20 protein-coding genes are annotated in these 22,542 nt (G+C 62.7%); 12 read left to right on the top strand and 8 right to left on the bottom strand.

Going from position 1 to position 22,542, the window contains the following annotated elements:
• Positions 1-165 precede the first annotated feature (165 nt).
• Positions 166-627: a DUF6790 family protein gene (locus tag J0909_RS12125; protein ID WP_207263194.1), complete on the top strand. Its 462-nt coding sequence runs from the start codon at positions 166-168 to the stop codon at positions 625-627.
• A 58-nt stretch (positions 628-685) separates the two neighbouring features.
• Entirely contained in the window at positions 686-1,426 is a 741-nt protein-coding gene (locus J0909_RS12120; protein WP_207263193.1) for an NYN domain-containing protein, read from the top strand.
• A gap of 268 nt (positions 1,427-1,694) precedes the next feature.
• Here the strand turns inward: J0909_RS12120 and J0909_RS12115 are convergent, their stop codons facing one another.
• Together J0909_RS12115 and J0909_RS12110 are read right to left on the bottom strand one after the other, a co-directional pair.
• Complete coding sequence (locus tag J0909_RS12115) at positions 1,695-1,877, bottom strand: hypothetical protein (RefSeq protein ID WP_207263192.1); 183 nt, start codon at positions 1,875-1,877, stop codon at positions 1,695-1,697.
• A gap of 100 nt (positions 1,878-1,977) precedes the next feature.
• A complete protein-coding gene (locus tag J0909_RS12110) occupies positions 1,978-4,257 on the bottom strand; it encodes a cysteine synthase (RefSeq protein ID WP_207263191.1) in 2,280 nt (759 codons plus the stop codon).
• Between the two features lie 138 nt (positions 4,258-4,395).
• On the opposite strand from J0909_RS12110, the gene J0909_RS12105 reads away from it, so the two are divergent.
• From J0909_RS12105 to J0909_RS12085, 5 genes are all read left to right on the top strand, one after another.
• Positions 4,396-6,165 (top strand): motility associated factor glycosyltransferase family protein, encoded by a 1,770-nt coding sequence (locus tag J0909_RS12105; protein ID WP_207263190.1) that lies wholly within the window; start codon positions 4,396-4,398, stop codon positions 6,163-6,165.
• Positions 6,166-6,263: 98 nt separating this feature from the next.
• Complete coding sequence (locus tag J0909_RS12100; protein ID WP_207263189.1) at positions 6,264-6,461, top strand: hypothetical protein; 198 nt, start codon at positions 6,264-6,266, stop codon at positions 6,459-6,461.
• 52 nt (positions 6,462-6,513) lie between these two features.
• Positions 6,514-7,134, top strand: a complete 621-nt coding sequence (locus J0909_RS12095; RefSeq protein ID WP_207263188.1) for a phosphatase PAP2 family protein — start codon at positions 6,514-6,516, stop codon at positions 7,132-7,134.
• A 1-nt stretch (position 7,135) separates the two neighbouring features.
• Positions 7,136-8,755, top strand: coding sequence for an ArnT family glycosyltransferase (locus tag J0909_RS12090; protein ID WP_207263186.1), 1,620 nt, complete (start codon positions 7,136-7,138; stop codon positions 8,753-8,755).
• A gap of 68 nt (positions 8,756-8,823) precedes the next feature.
• Positions 8,824-9,474: a BON domain-containing protein gene (locus J0909_RS12085; RefSeq protein WP_353616765.1), complete on the top strand. Its 651-nt coding sequence runs from the start codon at positions 8,824-8,826 to the stop codon at positions 9,472-9,474.
• 181 nt (positions 9,475-9,655) lie between these two features.
• On the opposite strand, the gene J0909_RS12080 is transcribed toward J0909_RS12085, so the two are convergent.
• The gene (locus tag J0909_RS12080) at positions 9,656-10,579 is read right to left on the bottom strand and encodes a Gfo/Idh/MocA family protein (RefSeq protein ID WP_207263182.1); all 924 of its coding nucleotides are present in this window, start codon (positions 10,577-10,579) and stop codon (positions 9,656-9,658) included.
• Positions 10,580-10,710: 131 nt separating this feature from the next.
• Between J0909_RS12080 and lpxB the strand changes: the two genes are divergently transcribed.
• Genes lpxB through J0909_RS12065 form a run of 3 tightly spaced genes read left to right on the top strand, consistent with a single transcriptional unit; the run spans position 10,711 to position 13,958 of the window.
• The gene (gene lpxB / locus J0909_RS12075) at positions 10,711-11,859 is read left to right on the top strand and encodes a lipid-A-disaccharide synthase (protein ID WP_207263180.1); all 1,149 of its coding nucleotides are present in this window, start codon (positions 10,711-10,713) and stop codon (positions 11,857-11,859) included.
• Positions 11,860-11,897: 38 nt separating this feature from the next.
• A complete protein-coding gene (locus J0909_RS12070; RefSeq protein ID WP_207263178.1) occupies positions 11,898-13,592 on the top strand; it encodes a glycosyltransferase family 2 protein in 1,695 nt (564 codons plus the stop codon).
• A gap of 42 nt (positions 13,593-13,634) precedes the next feature.
• Positions 13,635-13,958 (top strand): hypothetical protein, encoded by a 324-nt coding sequence (locus J0909_RS12065; RefSeq protein WP_207263176.1) that lies wholly within the window; start codon positions 13,635-13,637, stop codon positions 13,956-13,958.
• A 104-nt stretch (positions 13,959-14,062) separates the two neighbouring features.
• Here the strand turns inward: J0909_RS12065 and J0909_RS12060 are convergent, their stop codons facing one another.
• From J0909_RS12060 to J0909_RS12050, 3 genes are read right to left on the bottom strand one after another with little or no spacing between them, the layout of a single operon-like run.
• The gene (locus tag J0909_RS12060; protein ID WP_207263175.1) at positions 14,063-14,863 is read right to left on the bottom strand and encodes a sulfite exporter TauE/SafE family protein; all 801 of its coding nucleotides are present in this window, start codon (positions 14,861-14,863) and stop codon (positions 14,063-14,065) included.
• Positions 14,864-14,877: 14 nt separating this feature from the next.
• Positions 14,878-15,894: an alpha-hydroxy-acid oxidizing protein gene (locus tag J0909_RS12055; protein ID WP_207263174.1), complete on the bottom strand. Its 1,017-nt coding sequence runs from the start codon at positions 15,892-15,894 to the stop codon at positions 14,878-14,880.
• 2 nt (positions 15,895-15,896) lie between these two features.
• The gene (locus tag J0909_RS12050; RefSeq protein WP_207263173.1) at positions 15,897-16,610 is read right to left on the bottom strand and encodes a FadR/GntR family transcriptional regulator; all 714 of its coding nucleotides are present in this window, start codon (positions 16,608-16,610) and stop codon (positions 15,897-15,899) included.
• A gap of 264 nt (positions 16,611-16,874) precedes the next feature.
• Between J0909_RS12050 and J0909_RS12045 the strand changes: the two genes are divergently transcribed.
• Positions 16,875-18,224, top strand: coding sequence for an APC family permease (locus tag J0909_RS12045; protein WP_207263172.1), 1,350 nt, complete (start codon positions 16,875-16,877; stop codon positions 18,222-18,224).
• 77 nt (positions 18,225-18,301) lie between these two features.
• On the opposite strand, the gene J0909_RS12040 is transcribed toward J0909_RS12045, so the two are convergent.
• Positions 18,302-19,495, bottom strand: a complete 1,194-nt coding sequence (locus J0909_RS12040) for a metallophosphoesterase (RefSeq protein ID WP_207263171.1) — start codon at positions 19,493-19,495, stop codon at positions 18,302-18,304.
• Between the two features lie 143 nt (positions 19,496-19,638).
• Here J0909_RS12040 and J0909_RS12035 point away from each other — a divergent pair, with 143 nt between their 5' ends.
• Complete coding sequence (locus tag J0909_RS12035) at positions 19,639-20,865, top strand: mechanosensitive ion channel family protein (protein ID WP_207263170.1); 1,227 nt, start codon at positions 19,639-19,641, stop codon at positions 20,863-20,865.
• Between the two features lie 15 nt (positions 20,866-20,880).
• Here the strand turns inward: J0909_RS12035 and J0909_RS12030 are convergent, their stop codons facing one another.
• The gene (locus tag J0909_RS12030) at positions 20,881-21,951 is read right to left on the bottom strand and encodes a DUF6765 family protein (RefSeq protein WP_207263169.1); all 1,071 of its coding nucleotides are present in this window, start codon (positions 21,949-21,951) and stop codon (positions 20,881-20,883) included.
• Between the last annotated feature and the right edge of the window lie 591 nt (positions 21,952-22,542).

The following is a 22,542-nucleotide window of genomic DNA, read 5'->3' as shown; positions in this document are numbered from 1 at the left end:
CAAGGGTTCGCACCCTTGCATCCCATGTTGCGCCTGCGGCGCGGAGCGTTTTCGCTTCGCGGGAGAGTAGCCGCTGAGGTTGGTGCGGGCTTTGACGATTCGCGTTTTTCGATATAGCGTGAGGTAAGGCCCAGAAACCCACCATCCGAACCAAGGGAGCGAAACATGTACGTCGTCTACCTGGCCGTCATCGCCGTGGTCTGCGCTATCCTGAACTACATTTTAACTGACGCGACTTTCTTCGCCACCCTCCTGGCCTGGCTCCTCGGGGTCCAGGTCGGCCTGGGCGCGCTCTGGGCCTTCCTCGGCCATTACTTCAAATCCGACGAGGTGGCGGACTACATCGGCTGGCGGCCCGGCAGCCCGTTCCAGAAGGAAGTCGCCTTCGCCAACCTCGCCCTGGGCGTCTGCGGCGTGGTTGCTTTCCTGGTTCGCAATTCCCCGTCCCGCGACGGCTTCTGGCTGGCCACCATCCTCTTCGCCACCTGCTTCCTGGTCGGCGCCTTCACCGTCCACTTCGCCGACCTCCGGGGAAGCGGCAACCAAAGACCCGGCAACGCCGGGCCCGTATTCTTCGCGGACATCGGAATGCCCGTGGTGCTGTGGGTGTTGTATTGGCTGCGGTAAGCTAAACCCTTGCCCTATCAGATTAGAGACAATTAAGCTTTCACTCTGGAGATATCTTATGTCGAGTCCTAACGTATACCTCTTCTGGGATAATTCTAATATTTTCATTTCGGCAAAACATGTTGCGGCAAGACAAGAGGGCCTTAACGCTGAAAACTTCGTCAGAATCCATTTTGAAAATCTCTACCGACTTGCAATTGCGAATAGACCTGTTGCTAAAGCAATTGCCGTAGGCTCAATTCCCCGAGAACATGAAAAATTATGGCAGAGTCTCAAAAGAGACACCGGTATTGAGATTGAGTTATATGAGCGAGGAAGTATAAGTGGAGGAGAGCAAGGAGTTGATCAATGTCTACAAACTCATATGCTACGAGCCATAGCAGATGAACAATCCCCACAGATTGCTGTATTATTAACCGGTGATGGGAAGGGCTATGACGATGGCGTCGGATTTCATGCCGATCTCGAAAGAATGCATAAAAATCAATGGGGAATCGAAGTAGTATCTTGGGAATTATCGTGCAAAAGGACTCTTAGAGAGTGGGCATCGAGTATTGGTGAATTCGTCAGGCTAGAAGACTACTACAACGCAGTAACATTTCTTGAAGGGACAAGATATTCGACCCCTTTGAATCTCGTCCGTAGGAAATGTGCGCATATAACAGAAATTAAAAGAGAACGAGCTCCTGAGCAAGAACTCATCGCACTAAAAAAACAAATTAAAAAGCTAAAATACGGCCAAAAAATAAACAACAAAGCCTCTCGCTCAAACAAGAAAAAAAGGAAGAGGGGCTTCTAACCAACAATACAGATGCCGCCTATCCGCGCAGCCTTTTCTTTCTTATATTGGTAATGATCCCTATGTGTTGACCACCTTCAGAGGGCTACCAAAGTCTCCCACACGGTAACCCGCTGGCGATCCTATTGCGCCGCTCCTCGGACAGAGACTCCCCACTAGGAGAGGGCCAAATCAGTCTGGACGATGTCCATGACTTCAAACTCGTTCGACTGGCAAGTCCACCCGCTACCAAGGTAACTGACAATCCAAAACGGCCCAGGGCTCTCCCCTACGAGGACGGCTTGGCCTCATCCAACGCCCGGAGCATGGTGTTGAAGACGCTGGAGGGGTTTTCGTTTCCGGCTCCGGCGGATTCCAGGGCCACGATGTAGGCCAGGATGTAGTCTTGCGAAACGCCTTTCTGTTTCAAGTACGTCAATGCCGCCTGGATGCTGTCCGTGTTGACTGCCATGGGATGAAGACCTCCGTATCTTTACCGCCACCGTACCGGCAAAACAGAAAAAGGGCCACCTTTCGGGCGGCCCTTTTTTTTCACGTATCGTAAATGATTCCTATATGTTGAAGACTCGCGGTACGCCGCCGGTGTCTTCCACCCGGAAGCCCGCCGTCGCGATCCGGTCGCGCAGTTCGTCGGATCGGGCGAAGTCCTTGGCCTCGCGGGCCTTCTGGCGGTCGGCCACCAGGCCCTGGACCTCGGCCGGGAGATCGGACAGGAGCACGGGCATCTGGGCCGGGTCGAGGATGGCCAGGATGGCGTCGATGGCCTTAAGTTCGTCCAGGCAGACCCGGGCGGCCGCGCCGGTGAGCCGGTCGTCCCCAGTCCAGAGATTGACCTGTTTGATGAATTTGAACAGCGCGGGCCAGAAATGGTGCAGCTTGAGGCCGTCGTCCATGGCCGCCCTGAAGGCCGCCTTGAGGTCGAAGACAGCCTGCTCGACGTCGGTGGAAACCGTATCGCCGCGCGCGTCCAGGGCCAGTGTCAGGGCCACCGCGCATTCCTGAATGCGCCGCCAGTTGCGCGCCCACATGGCCAGATTGTCGGCGGAGGCGCAAAGCTGCTTGCGGGCGGCCACGGACAGGAGCCACAGCCGGGCCGCGCGCCAGCCGCCCAGGGTTTCGGCCACCGAGGCCAGGGTCTCGCCCTCGGCGTCAGAGGTCTGCTGGCAGGCCATCCACGCCTGAACCTCGCGCCCGGCCGTGGACCAGATGGCCCGCAGGTTCTCCAGATGCGGAAAGCGGTGCTTGTCCGAGCCGATCATGACGTCCGTGCGGCCCGCCTCGTCCAGGGCCATGGCCGCGTGCTGCAGGAACCAACTCGGGCGCACGTTGCCCCATTGGGTCTCCAACACCTCGCCGCGCTTCAGGTCCATGAGCGACGCGCGCTTGAGGAGCGTGAAGTCCAGCGGGTTGTCCTTGACGTAGGCGTCCAGATCCACGGTGCGGCCGCCCGACACCTTGTCCATGTCCACGGTGCCGATCTCGCCGTATCGCTTGTCGCGGAACACATCGAAATAGACGCTGCGCAGCTTCTCGTAGGCCAGCCCCTTGCCCAGGAGCTTCCGGCACAGATTGAGCGCGGTCTCGTTGCTGGCCGACGACAGGGGAAATTTCAGGTCGGCGGACAACCCCATGGCCCGACCACGCGCCAGGACGGCCTCGCGCCGCGCCTCGGCCAGGGAGGTTCGATCCGTTCCCGCTTCGCGGGCTGCCGCCAGAGTACGGTCGTCCATGTCCGTCAGCCCGGCCACGCCCACGGCCTCCACGCCGCGCCCGGCCAGATGGCGGATGAACACGTCGAGCAGCACAAGCCGCCGCCAGGAATCCAGACCGTCCGGGTTGTCCAGGCTCGGGCCCATGGTGTACGCGCCCAGGCCCGCCCCGGTGTGGAGCATCTTGTCCGCGCCCGTGGCCATATCGAAAATCGTCACCCCGCTGCCGGACTGCCGCCGATAGAGGTGGGTGGAAAGGTAACGCTCACCCGAATCCGGGAAAATGACCACGACGAGTCCCTTGTCCAACCGCTCGGCCAGTTGCAGGGCCCCGCCCAGGGCCGCGCCCGAGCTCATGCCCGCGAAGATGCCCTCCATGCGGGCCAGCCTGCGGCAGTTCTCGAAGGCGTCCTCGTCCTCCACGCGCAGGACTTCGTCCAGGGCGGTCTTGTCGTAAATACCCGGCGGGTAGGATTCGAGCATGTTTTTGAGCCCCTGGATCTTGTGCCCCGCGTAGGGCTCCACGGCGGCCACGTACACATCGCCCATCTCATGCAACCTTTTCGCGATGCCCATGGCCGTGCCCGAGGTGCCCAGCGTCATGACGCAGTGGGTCACCGCGCCGCCGGTCTGGTTCCAGATCTCCAGCCCGGTCCCCATGTAGTGCGCCCGGATGGATGCCGGGTTGTTGTATTGGTCCATGAGCACATACTTGTCCGGCTCCTCGCGGGCGTAGCGATAGGCCTGTTCGATGGCCCCGTCCGTGGCCAGATGGCCCGGGGTCAGCTCCAGCTCCGCCCCGTAGGCGGCCATGATCATCTTGCGCTCCTCGCTCGCCGTTTCGGGCATGAGCAGCTTGATGCGGTATCCCTTGATGGCCGCGACCATGGCCAGCCCCACACCGGTATTGCCCGAGGTGGCCTCAATGATGATCTTGTCCTTCGTCAGCTCGCCCGAGGCCTCGGCGGCCTCGATCATGGCGGCAGCCACACGGTCCTTGATGGACCCCCCGGGATTTTGACTCTCGATCTTGGCCAAAATCCTGACGTTCGGATTGGGGTTGAGGTGGCGTATCTCCACCAGCGGCGTATCGCCAATCAGCTCAAGGAGGTTCTTGTTCATCGTAGCGCCTTGAAATCATGCGGGTTGAGTTCGGAATTAATGCCCGCACCCTATGGCAAAAAGGGGTTTGGCGCAACTGGCATACAATCTGCATTTCTTCGTCGAACCGTCCATTTTTTGAGCATGCGAGGATGCGCCATGAATCCGTACCCGTTCCTGAAAGACAACATCGAATACCTGCAACGCACCGGGAATCCCATTTTCCAGTGGCTGTCCACCCGCCCGTTCAACGAGGACAAGCTCAAGACCCGGCTGTTCGTCAACCACGGCGGACTGCTCGACTGGAAGATGGACAACGACCAGGGGCTGCTCGCTTCCCTGCCCCCCCAGGGGCTGTACGGCAACTGGATTCATCCCGACAAGGCCGAGTCCTCGGCCACTTTCGTGGTCGGCTGCAACCTCGGCTACGGCATCAATCACGTGCTGTCCAACACCCCGGACACCCACAAGGTCATGCTCCTGGAACCGCGTTCCGAGATGCTGCTGGCCTGCCTGGGCCAGACCGACTACCGGCCTTTCTTCGAATGCAAGAAGTTCCACCTGCTGGTCCCGGACGAACGGTTCCTGTCCGAAGTGATCCGCAACCTCGACCTGCAATTCATCTACGGCCAGATCCACCTGAAGCGGGACATCCCCAGTAGCCAGCTCGGACCCGAATACGCCCAGTGGTCCACCTGGCTGAAGAACAAGCTCGAAAACTTCTCCCTGGAGCTGTCCACCCTGCGCCACCGCCAGGACGTCATGGTCAAGAACGAAATCGACAACTTCGCCAAGGCCATGCGCGACGGCAGCCTCAAGTCCGTGGCGGGCAAGGCCGCAGGCGTGGGCGCGGTCATCCTCGGCGCGGGCCCGTCGCTGGAAACCATGGCGCCGCTGCTCAAGGAGAAAATGGGCCACGTGCTCTACACCTGCGCCCTCCAGACCATTCCGTCCCTTCAGACGCTCGGCATCAAACCGCACCTGTGCGCGGCCATCGACTACGACAAGTCCATGCTCAAGGTCTTCGAACGGCTGGACCCCGACTTCGTCCAGGACGTGCCCCTGATCTACTCCACCAAGATCGACCCCATGATCCTCAAGCGCTACCCCGGACCGACCCTGCCCATGTGGACCGTGGGCGGCGTGGGCACCTATGTGCTCAAGGAGCGGGACCTGGTCCTGGACGCGGGCGGCAACGTCTCGGTCACCCTGTCGCGCTTCCTGCGCTACTGCGGGGTCTCCCACTTGCTTCTGGCCGGGCAGGACTACGCCTGGATCAACGGAAAGTCCCATTCGGGCGGACACCACAACCTCACCACCTCGCAGAAACGGCATCCCTGGCATCAGACCACGCGCAACATGGACGGCGAGGAAATCCTGACCACGGTCCAGTACATGACCGCCAAACGAGAGCTGGAAGCGGACCTCAAGCAGTCCGAATTCCCCGTCTTCAACCTCTACGGCGGCGGCGTGCCCATCGAGGGCACCAAAGTGGTGGACGTGGACACGGCCTACGGCAAGGGCATCCTGGCCTCGGCTCCCGGCGCGGTGGAGGGATTCCTGCGGGATCTCGCGGCTTGTCGGCGCAACGTCCCGCCCCTGCGCATGGAGCCCCGCTCCCCCATGTGGACCACCTCCATGCACAACCTGGAAAAACACCTCGGCAAGTTGTTCCGAAACATCAAGGCCAACCAGCAGGACGTCCACGCGGCCCTGAGCCGGATGGAGCAGTTCGTCAAGCAGGACCCGCTCTATTCCCCGTATCTGTTCAACGAGATCATCGACCTGGCCGGATTGACCCGGGCCAAATTCGCCTACGAGGCCAAAGACCTGGGCGAGTTCAAGCGCATCGCCAAAAACGTCTTGAAAAAAGTCCGCGAGATCGACCGCAAAGTCTGCCTGTCGCAGGACGAGCAGGCCGTGGCCTGATCCCGGGCGCGGGGCGTCAACATCCCGTCGGCACGGCCGATTCACCCGGAACAACCGGCACTTGTCTTTGCCTCGGTTCCGTGAAATAGTCCCCCGCCATGGACGAAAAGAAACCTTTCCTGACCGAGGACGGCACCTTGGTCATCCCTTTCGAATGTTCGGACAACGCCGACAAGTACTGGAAACAGGAAGGCAAGGCCCTGACCGACATCCTCAAGGAACTGAAGGCGACCCCCGAGATCTGGGCCCGCTACACCCACGAACCTTATCCCGCCAATGGAGACGGCGAGTCCTGAGACGCGCCGCGCCCCGGCTTGCCTGGGCTCTCCCGATGGCTTATAAACCCGCATGCGTTGCACTTCCCTGAAACATTGGGCGCTCTACTCCGCGCCCCTGCTTGTCGTTCTGGCCCTGCTCTGGTTCGGATTCGACAACGAGCGGGCGGTCGCCCTGTTCTTCAAGGACCACCGCGCGGCCCACACCGGGCTCAAGGTGTTCCTAACGATCGTCACCGACTGGTGCAATCCCCTGTTCTATCTCTTCTATGCGGGCATGCTCCTGGCCTCCTGGCGATCCGGCAACCGCGAACGGCTGCGCTTCGTCCTCGTCCTGCTGGTGGTCCAGGGAGTGGTGGCGGGACTGGCCTTGCACTTCACCAAATATCTCATCGGCAGGCCCCGGCCCGGTCAGGGCAACTGGTACGAGCCGCTGTCCGGCCGCGCCGCCCAGGAAGCCCTGCCTTCGGGGCACACCACTGAAATCACCGGCTGGACCCTGCCCCTGGCCCTGCGCGCCCGGCGCTTCGCCGTCAGCCTGCTGCTCGGACTGTTCCTCGGCCTGGTGGGCTTTTCGCGCGTATACCTCGGCTGGCATCACCCTTCGGACGTCTTTTTCGGCTGGCTGCTCGGCAGCGTGGGCGGCTTCGCCGCCGTGATCATCGCCGAGTCCTCGCTTTTCAGGAGATCATGACATGACCGCCCTCCGCACCCTTTGGACCCGCCTGGAAAATCACCCTTGGCTGACCATGACCGTGGCCGTATTGGCTCAGACCTGGTTCACCTTGAACAACCGCGCCCTGTGGTTCTCGGATGAGGTCCGCTACGCCGACGCCTACCGGAATCTGGCCGAGGGCGGAAAATGGATGGTCCTGGCCCTGAACGGCCAGGCCTACCCGGACAAACCGCCGGTCTATTTCTGGTTTCTCTGGCTAATCGACAAGCTGACCCCGCTCGACCCGCCGGCGGTCTTCTTCGCGGGCGCGGCGTGCTCCGGCCTGTTCTTCCTGTTCGCGGCCCACACCCTGGCCCGGACCCTCAAGTTCGACCGCACCACGTCCCTGGCCTCCTCCCTGATCCTGATCTCCTCCTTCATGGTCGCGGCCCTGCTGCACTACTCGCGCATGGACCTGCTGTTCGCGGCCCTGATCATCCTGAGCCACGCCGCCTTCTATCGGGCCTACACCGACAAGACGGAGGGCTGGTGGCCGGTCTGGGGATTCGCCCTGGCCGGGGCCGCCACCCTGGTCAAGGGGCCCCTCGGTTTCCTCTTCCCCCTGATCAACATCGCCCTGTTCCTGCTCTTCAAGGGCGAAATCAAACGCCTTTTTTCCCGGCGCACGGGACTGGGGCTGCTGGTCATGCTCGGCATGCTCGCCGCCTGGGTGGCCGGCGTGATCGTGGCCGAAGGCCCGAATTTCCTGATCAACACCGTGCTCGGCAAGCAGATCCTGGAGCGGGCCACGCACACCTTCCACCATCGGGAGCCGTTCTGGTGGTATTTCGCGGCCTTCCCCCTGGCCTGGCTGCCGTGGAGCCTGGCCGTGTTCGCGGCCCCGGTGCAAAAACTCCTCTCCCCGTTTTTCTGGGGCGACCTGTGGGGCAATCGCCGTCAGGCCGGGCCCAAAACCCTGCTCTGGATCATGTTCGCGGCCACCTTCGCCTTCCTTTCGAGCCTGTCCGGCAAGGTCTTCATTTACGTTCTGCCCATGTTCCCGCCCCTGGCCGTCCTCATCGCCGACGCCCTGCGAACCATGAACGAAACCCGCGCCCGGCGGCTGTGGACGCTGGTGGGCGGTCTGTGGATCGTCATCGGCGCAACCCTGCTGCTGGTCGGCGACCTCATCCCGGTCCCGGTACCCGTGCATGGCATGGGCCTCTGCGCGGCCGTGCTGCTCCTCGGCGGGGGGGCCGTCGTCATGGTCCGCGCCAAGGGGTTCCGCACCGCGCTCCTGACCTGCGCCCTGTCCATGATCCTCTGGATATACCCGGTGGGATTGCTGGCCGTCCCCTCCCTGGACGACGCCATGAGCCCCCGGCGCCAGGCCCTGATCCTCAAGGACTACATCGAACGCGGCTACGCGCCCTTCGCGGCTCGTGTCTACTCCGGCATCTACACATGGTACGCCGGGCACGACTATCCAGAATACGACAACTATTCGAAACTCATCGAGGAAATGGCCAAGCACGACAAGGCCGTTCTGGTCATCCGCGCCAGCCGCTGGGAGGACGTCAGGGACCGGCTGCCCGAATTCCACGTCGTGGACCGACAGTCCATCGCGGGGCTCGTCCATGTCCTGGCCGTCAAAGGATGATCACTTCGATAGTATTAGACAAGTTCTAGACATTCCACTATAGTCTCTAGTCAATGATGTCCGAAAACGTGTGCAAGACGGCATTGGCCGTCATCCTTTCCGCACTCCTCGCCGGGTGCGCACTCTACCCAGCAGTGCAGGTGGCGGGCGGAGCCATGACCGGATACGACGCCATGGTCATGGCCGACGACTACCTGCCGCGCGACAAGGTGGAGGGCGGCGGGCTGAGCGTCGTCCGCGACACCCAGTTGGAACGCCGTCTGCGCGAGCGGTTCACTCTGAACGATATTCGCCTGTCGGCCCACGTCATTGACTCCAAGGCCTACCTGGTGGGCCAAGTGAGCAGCCGCAACCAGGCGGACTACGCCATCCGCACGGCGGCCACGGTGGAAGGCATCCGGACCATCACCTGCAAATTCTACCCCGTTCCCCCGGCCAGACAGGCCGCCAGCGACGCGGCCCGCGACGAACTGCTGCACAAAGAACTGGCCGAGCGGTTCGATGAGACCAAGCGCCTTGAGGGCACGGATCTCCGCGTGGAGGTCATCCGCCGTCACGCCATCCTCATCGGCCGAACCACCGATTACAGCCAGAAGACCGCCGCCCTGGCCATCGCTTCGGAAGTGAACGGATTGGCCGAAGTGGTGGACTACATCAGCGTCAACCAACCGGAAGACGGCACGCCCCCGGCCATGCCGGTTCCCGTGGCCAGCAAGTAACGGCCCCCACCCGCTTCTCTCTCCGCAAAACGACGTCGGCCCCCATGGGCCCGGGCCGTTGTTCCCGCTCCGTGCGGCGACGGCAAAAACCCGATGGCCGATCGTGGAATGATGAAAACCGACGACGAAAAAGGGCCGCTCCCGAAGGAGCGGCCCTTTTTCGTCGCGGATGGCAGACGCGCTATTTGTTCAACCCGTCGAAGATGCGCTCGAAAGTCTTGAGCACTTCAAGGCCGTCCTCGCCGGTAATGGGAGCCGGGGTATTGTTGCGCAGGGCGTCCAGGAAGGCGATCAGCTCGGCCTTGATGGGTTCGCGGGCCACAACCGGCCACTCGCGCACGGAGTAGGTCTTCTCGGTCTCGGAAAAAGGCGAGTATTCCGTGACGCTCTGGGCGATCAGATCGGCGGCCACAAATCGGGACTTGCAGGCCACGCTGATCCGGCGGCCCCGGAACGGCGTCACCCAGTTGGTGGTGATCTGGGCCAGGATGCCGTTTTCCATCTCGGCGGTGATCACGGCGGAGTCCTCGTGCTCTCCGAAGGTGGCGGAAGCGACCGCGTGCACGGACTTGAAGTCCGAGCCGGTCAGGTACCGAATCAGGTCGATGTCGTGGGACCCGAGATCCTTGATCACGCCCACGTCCTGAATGCGCACCGGGTATGGGCTGACCCGCTCGATGTGCACGGAGATGACGTCATCGCCGAGCAGGGATTTGACCCGCTCCACGGCCGGGTTGAAGCGCTCCACATGGCCGACCATGAGGGTCGCGCCCTTTTCCCTGGCCTTGGCCACCAGGTCCGCGCCTTCGGCCGCGGTCGCCGCCAGAGGCTTTTCGATGATCGCGGAGACGCCCCGGTCCAGGAGGCGCATGCCCGCTTCGTGATGCAGAAAGGTGGGCACGCACACGGACACGGCGTCCGGCTCAAAGGCCAACAACTCGTCCAGGGTGGCGAAGGTCCGCACGCCGAACCGGGCGGCGACCGCTTCTCGCGCCTTGGCGTCCACATCGACCACACCGACGACTTCCACTCCGGGCATCTCGGTATAATTCCGCAGATGGATGCCGCCCATCCGGCCCAGTCCGACCACTCCGACTTTCAACATGTATATATCCTCGTTCCAGCGTTCTCGTTGCGAGTGTGTAGTACAGGGCTCCGGCTCCCATGGCAACCCCGGAAAGGGGCAAGGGGCCGGTTCGCCTTGCGGCCGGACGGGACATACGCTACTAACTGTCCATGTACAAAGGCAATCCATCCGGCCCCATCTGGTTCAGCGTGGGCGAGGCCTCCGGCGACCTGCACGGCGCGGAGCTGATGAAGGCGTTCCGGGCCCTGGCCCCCGATGTGTCCTTCACCGGCATGGGCGGCCCGGCCATGGAACAGGAAGGGCTGACGACGCGCCATTCCATGCGCGAAATATCCCTGGTCGGTATCACCGAAATCCTGGGCGGCCTGCCGCGCATCCTCAAGCTGCTCGGAACGATCAAGAACGAGCTTGCGGCCATCCGCCCCCGGGCCATTGTCCTGGTGGACTGTCCGGAGTTCAACTTCCGCATTGCCCGCATGGCAAAAAAACTAGGCATCCCAGTCTATTATTATATCAGCCCGCAAGTCTGGGCCTGGCGTTCGGGTCGGGCTACATTCCTGCGCGAGTTCGTCCGCAAGGTCATCTGCATCCTGCCCTTCGAGCAAGATTTCTATGCCGGGTACGGCATGGATGTGGCCTATGTGGGCCATCCACTCATGGACGTGCTCCCCTTGGACCGGCTGGATGAAATGCCGGTGCGGGACAACCGCATCGGGCTGCTGCCGGGCAGCCGAACCAAGGAAGTCTCCGCCCTGTTGCCAGTCTTCGCGGACGCGGCCCGGCAACTGGCCGGAGCCCATCCCGATCTGGAATACGTGCTGGTCCGCGCACCGGGCCTGGATGAATCCCTGCTGCGCTCCCTGTGGCCCGAGGACATCCCGGTATCCTTCGTCTCCCCGGATGAACGCTATGAAACCTTCCGGTCATGCCGGTTCATCATGGCCGCCTCGGGCACGGTGACCCTGGAAACGGCCCTCATCGGCACCCCGGTGCTGGTGGCCTACAAGGTCTCGCCCCTGTCCGAACTGATCGCCCGGATGCTCGTCAACGTCCAATACATCTCGCTGCCCAACCTGATCCTGGGGCGTGAAATCTACCCCGAATTCATCGGCAAGAAGGCCTCGGCCGAGAACCTGGCCCGCACCGCCCGGACCTGGCTGGACGACGCGACGGCCTATGACGAGATCAAAAACGGCCTCAAGGTCCTGCGCACCATGGTCGGCGATCCCGGCGCACCGGGCCGGGCCGCGCAAATCATCCTCGACGACCTCAAAGTCGCGGCCGGACCGACCGGCTGACTGGCCCGAACCCCGAATTTCTGCTAATCGGCAACCGTATGAACCGTTTCGCCTTCCCACATATCCTGCCGCCCTGCGCGCCCGTCGAGCCCGCCTTCTCACGCCATTTTTCCGGCTGGCAACTGGGCATGGGGCTGCCCGAGGCTCTGGCCGGATTGCTGCCCGGCCTGTTCATCCTGAGCGAGAAGCATCCCGGCTGCCGGTCCGCGGCCGTGGGCATGGCCCTGTGGGGCATGCAGGCCCACCCGCTCGATCCGAAGCTGGCCCGATGGGCGGTCAAGGCGGTCAACCTGGGGCTCAAGGCGGACCCCACCCTGGCCCGCCTCATGGTCTTGTCCGCCGACCTCGGCAGGCCCGAAGAGGGCGAGGCCACGGAGGTCTGGTACGATCTGGCCCGGCAGGACGACCGAGGGCTGATCCTGCGATTTCTGGCCGTGGTCCTGGGCGACCCGGCCAAAGGGCTCGGCTGGCTGCATTTCATTTGGAGGGACCTCCTCCACCTGGATCGTCCCGAGATCGCCATGGCCGCCCTGGACATGGTCAAATGGACCGGCCCAACCCTGCCCCTGCGAGCGCGCTTCGAAGCGGACCGGGCCTTCCACTGCCTGCCGCCCGAGGAAGCCCTGCCGGTCATCGAGGCCCTCGATCCGAATCTGTGGGGGCTGTGGCGGGCCTATGCGGGCGGCGAAACCTTGCTGCGCCTGGGCCGCACCGGCGAGGCCAAGGGAGCGCTGGCCGGGCTGTGGCAGGCCATCCCCTGGCACGTCAACCTGACCCTCAAGCTCCACGACATTTTCCGTCCCGCTCCCGTGGCAGCCCCGGAAGCCTGCGGCGAGGCGGCCGTGCTGGTCTACTCATGGAACAAGGCGGACCTCCTGGCCGCAACCCTGGATTCCCTGTACGCAAGCGACCTCGGCCCCGCCAGGATCTTCGCCCTGAACAACGGGTCCACGGACCACACGGACCGGGTCCTGGCCAGCGCAGTCCGACGATTCGGCGCGGACCGCCTCCTCGTCGAGACCCTGCCGGTCAACGTGGGCGCGCCCGCCGCGCGCAACTGGCTCCTGTCGCTGCCCGAGGTGCGCCGGGCCAAGTGGGCGGCCTTCCTGGACGACGACGTCGTCCTGCCCCCGGACTGGCTGCGGCGGCTCCTCGGCCCGGTGGAAGGCCGCGACGACATCGGCGCCGTGGGCTGCCGGATCACCGGCGCGGTTCCGCCCCACGGGTTGCAGTCGGCGGACTACAATCTCTTTCCCTCGCCCCCGCCGGCCCCCGAGCCCGACACCCTGCCCAACCGGGTGCAGGTCTACGACAACTGCGCCGGAAGCCCTGACTCCGGGCTGTTCACCTATACCCGGCCCTGCTTGTCCGTATCGGGCTGCTGCCACCTGGTCTCCATCGCCTCCATCGCGCGCACAGGCGGCTTCGACCTGCGCTACACCCCGTCCCAGTTCGATGACCTGGACCGCGACCTGCGCGCGGGGCTCGACGGCACGCCCGCCTTGTACGTGGGCAGCCTGGCCGTACGCCACGTACAGCATTCGTCGCTTGCCAAATCCAAGACCGCCCGGCAAATCGGCCTGATCATGGGCAACAAACTCAAGCTGGACACCAAGTATTCGGACGCGGAACTGATCCGCCTGGGTCGGGAGAACAGCGCGCTGCTCTGGGCCGACCTCGAATGCAAGGCCCGCTTCCTGGCCGACCGCCTGGGGTTGACCGCCCGAAGCTGAACGCCTACTTCAAGGTCAACACGATCCCAAGGGAGAACGACCATGGAAGATGTCCGCGTCTACGGTGACTTTCACCGCGTCAACCCGGAAATGTACGACAAGATCAAGGACCTCTGCCCCTTCGAGCAGGTGGCCTACGACGGCGACGTCCTGCGCGTGGACCACGAGGGCCATTACATCCTCATCGATGACTTCATTGAGGCCGTCCGCGACTTGCTGCCGGAAAACGGCTACGGCCATGTGGAATTCATCGACCAGCTCGAATGGACCGTGACCCGCTACACCATCAAGCCCGGCCGGATCGAGCAGAAGCTCGTCCGCGTGGACAACGTCCTCGACGCCCACCAGCAGAACAACGGCCTGTAGGGCGAAGACAAAACAGACAAACAAGAAAAAGGGACTGCCCGTGGGCAGTCCCTTTGTTGTTGCCGTCCCGAAACCATCGGGGACGAATCCGCCTGGTAGGCGGGCTACATGAAGGCGCTCCAAAGCATGCGCGTACCGACCAGAAACAGGAGAATAGCGAATATCCTCTTCAGCTTGCCCACAGGCAGGCTGTGGGCAAGCTTGGCGCCGAAAGGCGCGGTCAGGGTGCTGGTCACGATGATGCCGAGCAGGGCCGGGATGTACACGTAGCCGAGGTGCGGGCCGGGGATGCCCGACACGGACCAGCCGTTGATGACATACCCGGTGGTGCCCGCCAGGGCGATGGGCAGCCCCACGGCCGCAGCCGTGCCGATGGCCATGTGTATGGTCTGGTTGCACCAGGACAGGAAGGGCACGGTCAGGGTGCCGCCGCCGATGCCGACCAGGGCCGAGAAGACGCCGATGCCACTGCCTGCGGCGAAAGTGCCCGCGCGCCCCGGCAGGTCGCGTTCACCCTTGGGCTTGATGTTCAGAAGCATCTGTGTGGCCACGTAATACAGGAACAGACCGAAGAAGACCTTCAGGAACAGGGTGGACAGCAGGGAGGCGATCCACGAGCCCAGGTAGGTGCCGACGATGATGCCGGGGGCCAGCCGCCAGAAGGCGGCGTAATTGATGGCTCCGCGCTTGTGATGGGCGCGCATGCTGGACAGGGAGGTGAAGATGATGGTGGCCATGGACGTGCCCAACGCGATATGCTGGATATGCTCCGCCGGGAACTGCTGCCACTCGAAGGCGAAGTTGAGCATGGGCACGATGACCAGCCCCCCGCCGATGCCGAGCAGCCCGGCCAGAACACCGGCCACGGCTCCAAGGCATATGTACAGGATATAGGTGGTAATCACAGGTTGCTGCTCCTTTAGAACAGGACGTTGGTGTCGATGGAGGCGATATCCTTGCAGCCGGTCAGGACCATGGCCCCGGAAAGCTGCGACTTGATCGTCTCGAAGTACTTCTCCACCCCTTCCTGCAAGCCGCCCACGGCGGCCACGGACACGGGGCGGCCGATGAGCACGCCGTCCGCGCCCAGGGCCAACATCTTGAGCACGTCCGCGCCGGTGCGGATGCCGCCGTCCACCAGGATGGTGATCTTGCCATGGACCTTTTCCGCCACGTCGGGCAGGGCCTCGGCCGTGCCGGGGGTATGGTCGAGCACGCGTCCGCCGTGGTTGGAGACGATGATGGCGTCCGCGCCCGCCTCAACGGCCAGCTCGGCCTCGTCCGGCGTCATGATGCCCTTGAGGATGAACTTGGCGCCCCAGCCGTGGACCATGTCGATGATCTTCTTCAGCTCGGCCACGGGTTTGGGAGCCACGGGACGGCCCATCTGGCGGAGAGTGATCAGCCCGGCGGCGTCCACGTCCATGCCGAATATAGTACAGCCGGTCTTCCGCGCCTTTTCAAACTTCTCGCGCAGTTCCCCGCCTTCCCACGGCTTGATGAACGGAATGCCGTGGCCCGCATTTTTCTCGATGGCCGCAAACCCGGCCTCGTGAAGAAACGGCGGCACGCCGTCGCCGGTGCAGCCGATGATCCCGGCAGCCCGGCAGCCGCCGACAACAGCGTCGATGTAATCTTCCTCGGACACGCCGCCGCCCATGTTGAAGGACACGCCGCCGATGGGCGCGGCCAGGACCGGCATGGACAGGTCGATGCCGAGCAGGGAGGTGGAGGTATCGGGCTCGGCCGCGTCATGCAGCAGGCGCATGTTCAGGCGGAATCCTTCCAGGGCCTCGATGTTGGCCTTGAAGGATGTGCCCGTGCCCAGGCCGCCCATGCCGGGGACCTCGCCCGCGCAGGCCTTGCCGTCGCAAACCTTGCAGACCCGGCAAAATCCCTTCATCAGTTCTCGTGCTTTCTCTTTGATTTCCTTCATCGCTATCTCCTTGAGTATGCTCCTCTTTGATTATCAAAGATGATTCTTTCCACTTCATCGAGATGCTCCCGCATGGCCCGTTCGGCCCGCATGGCATGGCCGTTCCTGACGGCCTCCACGATGGCCCGGTGAGCGGCCAGGGAGGCCCGCTGCCGCTGGGAGGATTGGACATCTTCGGCCCGGCTGCGTGAAAAACCTTCGTACAGGGCCGAGACCATTTCGCGCAGCACCGGATTGCCCGAGGCCTCGGCCAAAGCCTGATGGAATCGATGGTCTATACCGCCGACGACCTCGCCGCTGCGGATGGCCTGTTCCTGTTCCATGAGAATGGCCTCCAGCCGGGTCTTGGCGTCCGGGGAGCCGTTGCGCGCGGCCAGGGCCGCGATCTCGGGCTCAAGCATCTTGCGCACCTCGAAGACGTCCTGGAGGTCATAGTCCCCGGCCAGAATCGCCTCGATAAGGGACCCTTCCCGAGCCCCGTCGTCTGGACGGCTGACAAAGGTCCCCGCGCCCTGGCGGCTGGTCAGGAGCCCGGCCTCGGACAGAACCTTGATGCCCTCGCGCAACGTGGTCCGGGACACCCCGAACTGCTCGGCCAGCTTGCGCTCGGCAGGCAGCCGGTCACCGGGTTGCAACCGCCCGTGATCAATCATCTCCTTGATCTGACTGGCGATCTCGTCGGACATACTTTTTCTGCTGACGGGTCTGGCTTCCATTATACGCCTCATGAAAATTGGTTGGACCAATTTGGTTTAGGTCATGTTGACCGTGGAGTCAAGTGACTCGGACGGAGAAGATACGGCCAAAAGGCGCAATCGCCAAGGAGGCCGAAAAGAAAAGGAGGGAAAGGGCTGGACGTAATCCGGCCGGGGCGGTAAGGGGTCCGAGGCCCGTCGCCGCAGGAGCTGCGGTTGCATGGAAGGAACGGGCCGCCAGTCACCAACCCACACGCGGCCCGCATAGGGCGACCTTATATCGTTATGGAAAACCTTCAAAAAAAGTACGGCTTTTGGACCGCGACCGCCATGGTCGTGGGCATCGTCATCGGCTCAGGCGTATTCTTCAAAGCGGACAACGTCCTTGACGCTTCGGCGGGCAGTCTGCCCACGGCCCTGCTCGCCTGGCTCATCGGCGGCGTGATCATGGTCGTCACCGCCTACGTCTTCTCCAAAATCGCCACCCGCATCCAAAAGATCAATGGCGTGGTGGATTATTTCGAACAGGCCTATGGCAGGACCGCCGGATATCTTGTGGCCTGGTTCATGACCTTCATCTACTACCCCACCCTGGTGGCCGTCCTGGCCTGGGTCTCGGCCAATTACACCCAAGGACTGATCGGCGCGGAAGAGGCCCTGTGGCCGCTGGCCTGGGGTTACCTGACCGCCTTTTTCCTGCTCAACTATTTTTCGCCGGTCCTGGCCGGACGGTGGCAGGTGACCTCCACCGTGGTCAAGCTCATCCCCCTGGGGTTGGTCGCCCTGTTCGGGACCATCACCGGACTGACCAACGGCATGACCATCGAGAATTTCACCACCGCCGCCCAGGCCGTATCCAACGGGGGCGGTGGTCTTGCGTTGGCCACCCTGTCCACCGCCTTCGCCTACGAGGGCTGGATCATCGCCACGGTCATCAACGCCGAACTCAAGGACGCGAAACGGACTCTGCCCCGCGCCCTGGTGGTCGGCACCATCGCCGTGGTCTGCATCTACATGCTCTACTACATGGGCATATCCGGAGTCCTGACCAACGACCAGGTCCTGGCCGAAGGCGACGCCGCCCCGGTACGGGTCATCTCGCTCATCTTCGGGCGGCTGGGCGGCACCCTGTTGACCGTTTTCGTGATCATCTCCTGCCTGGGCACCCTGAACGGGCTGATCATGGGCTCGGCGCGCGGCATGTTCTCCATCGCCTCGCGCGGCCTGGGGCCGCGGCCGGACCTGTTCAGCAAGGTCAATCCGCTGACCAACAGCACCACCATCTCGGCGGTCATCGGCTACTTCCTGTCCTGCTTCTGGCTCGTGGTCTGGTACGGGAACTTCGCGGGCTGGTGGGGGAACTTCATGGACATCTCCGAACTGCCCATCGCCTTTCTTTACGTCATCTACATCTCGCTCTACGCCTGGGTCATGAAGACCTTCACGGACCTCGGCCCCTTCAACCGCTACATCTGTCCTTGCCTGGCCGGGGCCGGGTCGCTGTACATCATCTGGGGGGCCATCCAAAAGGCCATGTTCCTGCACTTCCTGACCCTGTCCCTGCTCATCCTGGTGGCGGGAGTCTGGCTCATGCACGGCAACGGACCGCGCAACCGCAAGCGCAGCCGGACCTAGACGCCCGGAACGACGGCCGCAAGAAAGCCGACGCGCGCGCATGCGTGCGTCGGCTTTTTCGTTTTCGCCGGTCGCGCCTAGGCGCGACGCAAGGTGTGCAGGGTAATCTCCGGGGTGGTGCCGATGCGCATGGGCGGCCCCCAGTAGCCGGTGCCCATGTTCACGTAGAGCAACGTGTTCCCGTGCACGTAAAGGCCGCGCACATAGGTCTGAAAGAGATGGATGACATAGTTGTAGGGGAAATACTGCCCGCCATGGGTATGCCCGGACAACTGGATGTCGAAGCCTGCGGCGGCGGCCCCGTATACGGAATCGGGTTCGTGGGCCAGAAGCACGGACACGTCGTGCGGCGGCGCGCCCGCCATGGCCCGGGCCGCGGAGGATTCCTGGCCCGGCACGGTCCCGCCCATGCGCAGGTCCGTGACCCCGCCCAGCAGGAGCCGGCCGTTGCCCGTGTCGATGATCGCATGTTCGTTGACCAAAGGCCGCATGCCCAGCCGCCGCGCCTCCGCCAACCACTCGGTGACCCCGGAATAATACTCGTGGTTGCCGGTGCAGAACCACACCCCGTGCGGGGCGCGCAACTCGCCGAAGGGCTCCACGTCCGCCTTGAGTCCGTCCACGGCCCCGTCCACCAGATCGCCGGTGTGCACGATGAGGTCCGGGGAGAGCCCGTTGACCACGGCCACCACCGTGCGCGCCCAGCCGCCCCGGATGGTCGGGCCAATGTGCGTGTCCGAGATCTGGGCGATGGTGAAGCCGTCCAGGCCGTCCGACAGGCCGGGCACGGGCAGTTCGTTTCGGATCACCGAGGGTTTGCGCCGGGCATTGTACACCCCGAACCCCGCCATGGGCAGTGCCGCGGCCAGGAATACGCCGTTGGAGGCGTTAAGCAGAAAACGGCGGCGGCCAAGGTTGGGACCGAGAAAATAAGGCCGTTGGCTGCGCCGGGTGCACAGCCGTTTCAGGCCAGAGGCCATGGCCCGGAATAAGCTCGGGATGTCGCGGGCCAACATGAAAACTACCAGAATGGAAATGAACCCGAGAAAAGTGAACCCGATCCAGTCGATGGAATCGCAGGCCACCAATTGGACGCGGTCGGTCCGATGCAGCATCCAGGTCAGCCGGTGGCCGAACAGGAGCAGGGCCAGCAGGAACCAGAGCGTGACCTTGCGCCTGATGCCGACGTGCAGCGGATTGATCAGCCGCCACCCCAGGTACAAAACCAGCAGGGTGGAAACCGCCATGGCAATGATAAACCAGTAATTCATGACCTTCCCTCAGGACTTTTCCCTATGAGCATGGAGGACATCGCGGCCGTTGTCAAACCGTACCGCCCTCCCCGCAACCGGTTCTCAAGGCTCGAGAAATCTGCTATAAACAGGGCAGATCAAGCGCACAAAGGAGCCCTCCAGTGAATTTCAACCAGTCCTTCACCCTGCCCGTCACGCTCATCGACGCGGACCCGATCCTGGACCTTGCGACCAAGATCGGTATTCTGATAGTCGGCGGGCTGCTCGCCTTTTTCCTGGCCAGGGCGCTGCTGGTGCGCGGAGGACGGGCCTTTGCGGGGCGGACACGAAACGGTTTCGACGACATCCTGCTCCAGGTCGGATTCTTTTCCCGGGCCGCGCTGCTGGCACCGGCCCTGGTCTTTTTCTGGGGGTTGGAATTCTTCTCCGGGCTCAAGGGAGTCCTCGACCACCTGATCTACGCCTATCTGGCCGTGGCCGTGGTCCTGATCCTGTCCAAGCTCCTGGACGCCCTGTCGGCCCTGTACCGGACCTTCCAAGTCTCCAACCGCCGCCCCATCAAGGGCTACGTGCAGTTGATCAAGCTGTTCATCTACATGCTCGGCGGAATCTCGGTGGTGGCTATCCTGCTGGGCGAATCGCCCTGGGGGCTGCTCTCGGGCATCGGCGCCATGACTGCCGTGCTCATGTTGGTCTTTCGCGATACCCTGCTCTCCCTGGTGGCGGGCATCCAAATGTCGGCCAACGACCTGCTCCATGCCGGGGACTGGATCGAAATGCCCGCCATGGACGCGGACGGCACGGTCATCGACATCGCCCTGAACACGGTCAAGGTCCAGAACTGGGACATGACCGTCACGGCCATCCCGACATTCAAGTTCCTGGACACGCCCTTCAAGAACTGGGAAAGCATGACCCAAAGTGGCGGACGCAGGATAAAACGGGCCATCATGATCGACCAGTCGTCCATCAGCTTCGCGACTCCGGAGCTCAAGGAACGGCTGAAGAAGGTCCAAGACCTGGCCCCGTTCATGGCGCTGCGCCAGAAGGAGATCGACGCCGCCAACGCCGCGTCCGGGGCCGACCCGTCCTCGCCCCTCAACGGACGCCGCATGACCAATATCGGGCTTTTCCGCCATTACGCCTTGGAATACCTGCGCTCCCATCCCAAGATCCGCCAGGACATGACCCTGCTCGTGCGCCAGCTCCAGCCCCATGCCGACGACGGCCTGCCGCTCGAAATCTACTGCTTCACCAGCGAGACCGCCTGGGCCCTGCACGAGGACATCAAGTCCGACATCATGGACCACCTTCTGGCCGCCCTTCCCGAGTTCGGTCTGCGCGCCTACCAGCGCAACGCCCTGGTGGACAGCCGAGCCGCCGAGTAAGCGACCGCCTCCCGTCTAGACGACGAGCAGATTCACGCCCGGCAGGATATCCGTCAGGACCGCGTTGAGATAATGGCGCGCCGCCCGGCTGAAGAGGTAGGCGTCGGTCAGCGCGGCACCCGCCTTGTTTTCCATGGCCGTGAACCGCCAGCCGGAGTCGTCGTAGTCCACCTTCCCGTCCCCGGGCTGGACCGGGAAGAGCGAACCGTCCGCGATCCGCTTCCGCCATAGGTCGCAACGGCGCTTCTTATCCGGCTCGACCGTGCTCAGGATACCACGGACGGCCGCCGCCGTCTTTCGGTCGAACGACTCGTGCCCGTTGCCCTTTTCCATGGAGGACAGCCCGTTGCGATAGGCTCGGAACAAGGCGTGCAGCCGGGTGCAGGAACGATAATAGGACTTGGGATTGTCGCGGTTCTCCATGTCGTATTCGAGTTCGAGACCCGGGGCTTCCTCGTAGGAGAAACGCCATTTCAGATACGGTAGATCCGGATAGGTCGCCACCGCGGCATGCCCCAACCGCGTCTCCTCGGCGACCTTGCCGCTGAACCGTCCGGCAAAGTGCTTGTAGACGGCGTCGAACCATGCCTTGCGGGATCCCTTGTTCAGCACCTCCAAGGTCTGCTGAAAAACGCGGTTGCGGTCCGAGGCCATGCCGCAGAATCCGTAATGGGCATAGGAGTCCTGCAACACATGGGTGACCACGCCGAGCAGATGCAGGCCATAGGCCTCCCGGCGCTCGCCCAGGGCCAGGTTCAGGATCGCCTCGACCACCGGATTGTCCGGCTCGCCCCACAGGCAGATAAGCCTGCGCTCCGCATCATTGCCCCGGTTGCCGGGCAGGAAATGGAACGGCAGCCAGACCCGCCACTGGTCGATGGCGTTGGAATTCTTGGCCAGTTCGAACACGCCGTGGGATGAGACCACGGGCAGAAGAAACCCCTGCCCGCCCAGGGAAACCGGCTCGGCCAGGGTCGAATCGTCAACGAACTGGGCCGAGGTGGCCACGATCCGCGCATCTTCCGGCGAAAAACCCGAAATCCGGGCCATGGCGTAAGTTCCATAAAAATGCATATCACTCTGCATGGCGTTCCTCCTCGATTGGACGCATCGGATATTGCCCATTCTATACGCCGTTCCCGCCCCCCTGCCAAGAAACCCGGAAGGCGGCAAATCCCGTGCCGTGATTTCACCCCGAAACAGACTGCAATAGCATTGACAATGCGCTGTCCCCCGGCGGACGGGGGTTTGCCGGACACCAGAAAAATGTCGCGGATAGATTGTTCTTTTCCCTGTGGAATATACCGCCCAGCACGACATTTTGTTGTTCCCAACCCGCAGCCCTTGTGATAAGTACTTTTCAGTGCCTCGGAGCCGATCTTTTCCCGCCCGTCACATTTCCCATCTGTCGAAAACGAATCCCTCTGAAATCGGAAAAACTTTTTTCTAAACTTACTCTAGAAAAAAGCCAACTATTCTGCCGTGTTCATTTTTTGACAACAGTGGAAAACTTTTTGATATGCAGTTTAATTGCTTGTAACTGCCAATAATCGCCAAAATATACTTGAGTATCCAAATATTTTCCCGATCCACCCTGTACAAAATTATGCCGCTGAGATAGGCTACCCCTCACGCGCCCACGCCCTTTTTCTTCGAAAAACGCGTCCGCGCCCACCC

The organism is Desulfovibrio sp. Huiquan2017 (genome assembly GCF_017351175.1).
Classification (GTDB): domain Bacteria; phylum Desulfobacterota; class Desulfovibrionia; order Desulfovibrionales; family Desulfovibrionaceae; genus Pseudodesulfovibrio.
This window is presented reverse-complemented; position numbering and strand designations above follow the sequence as displayed.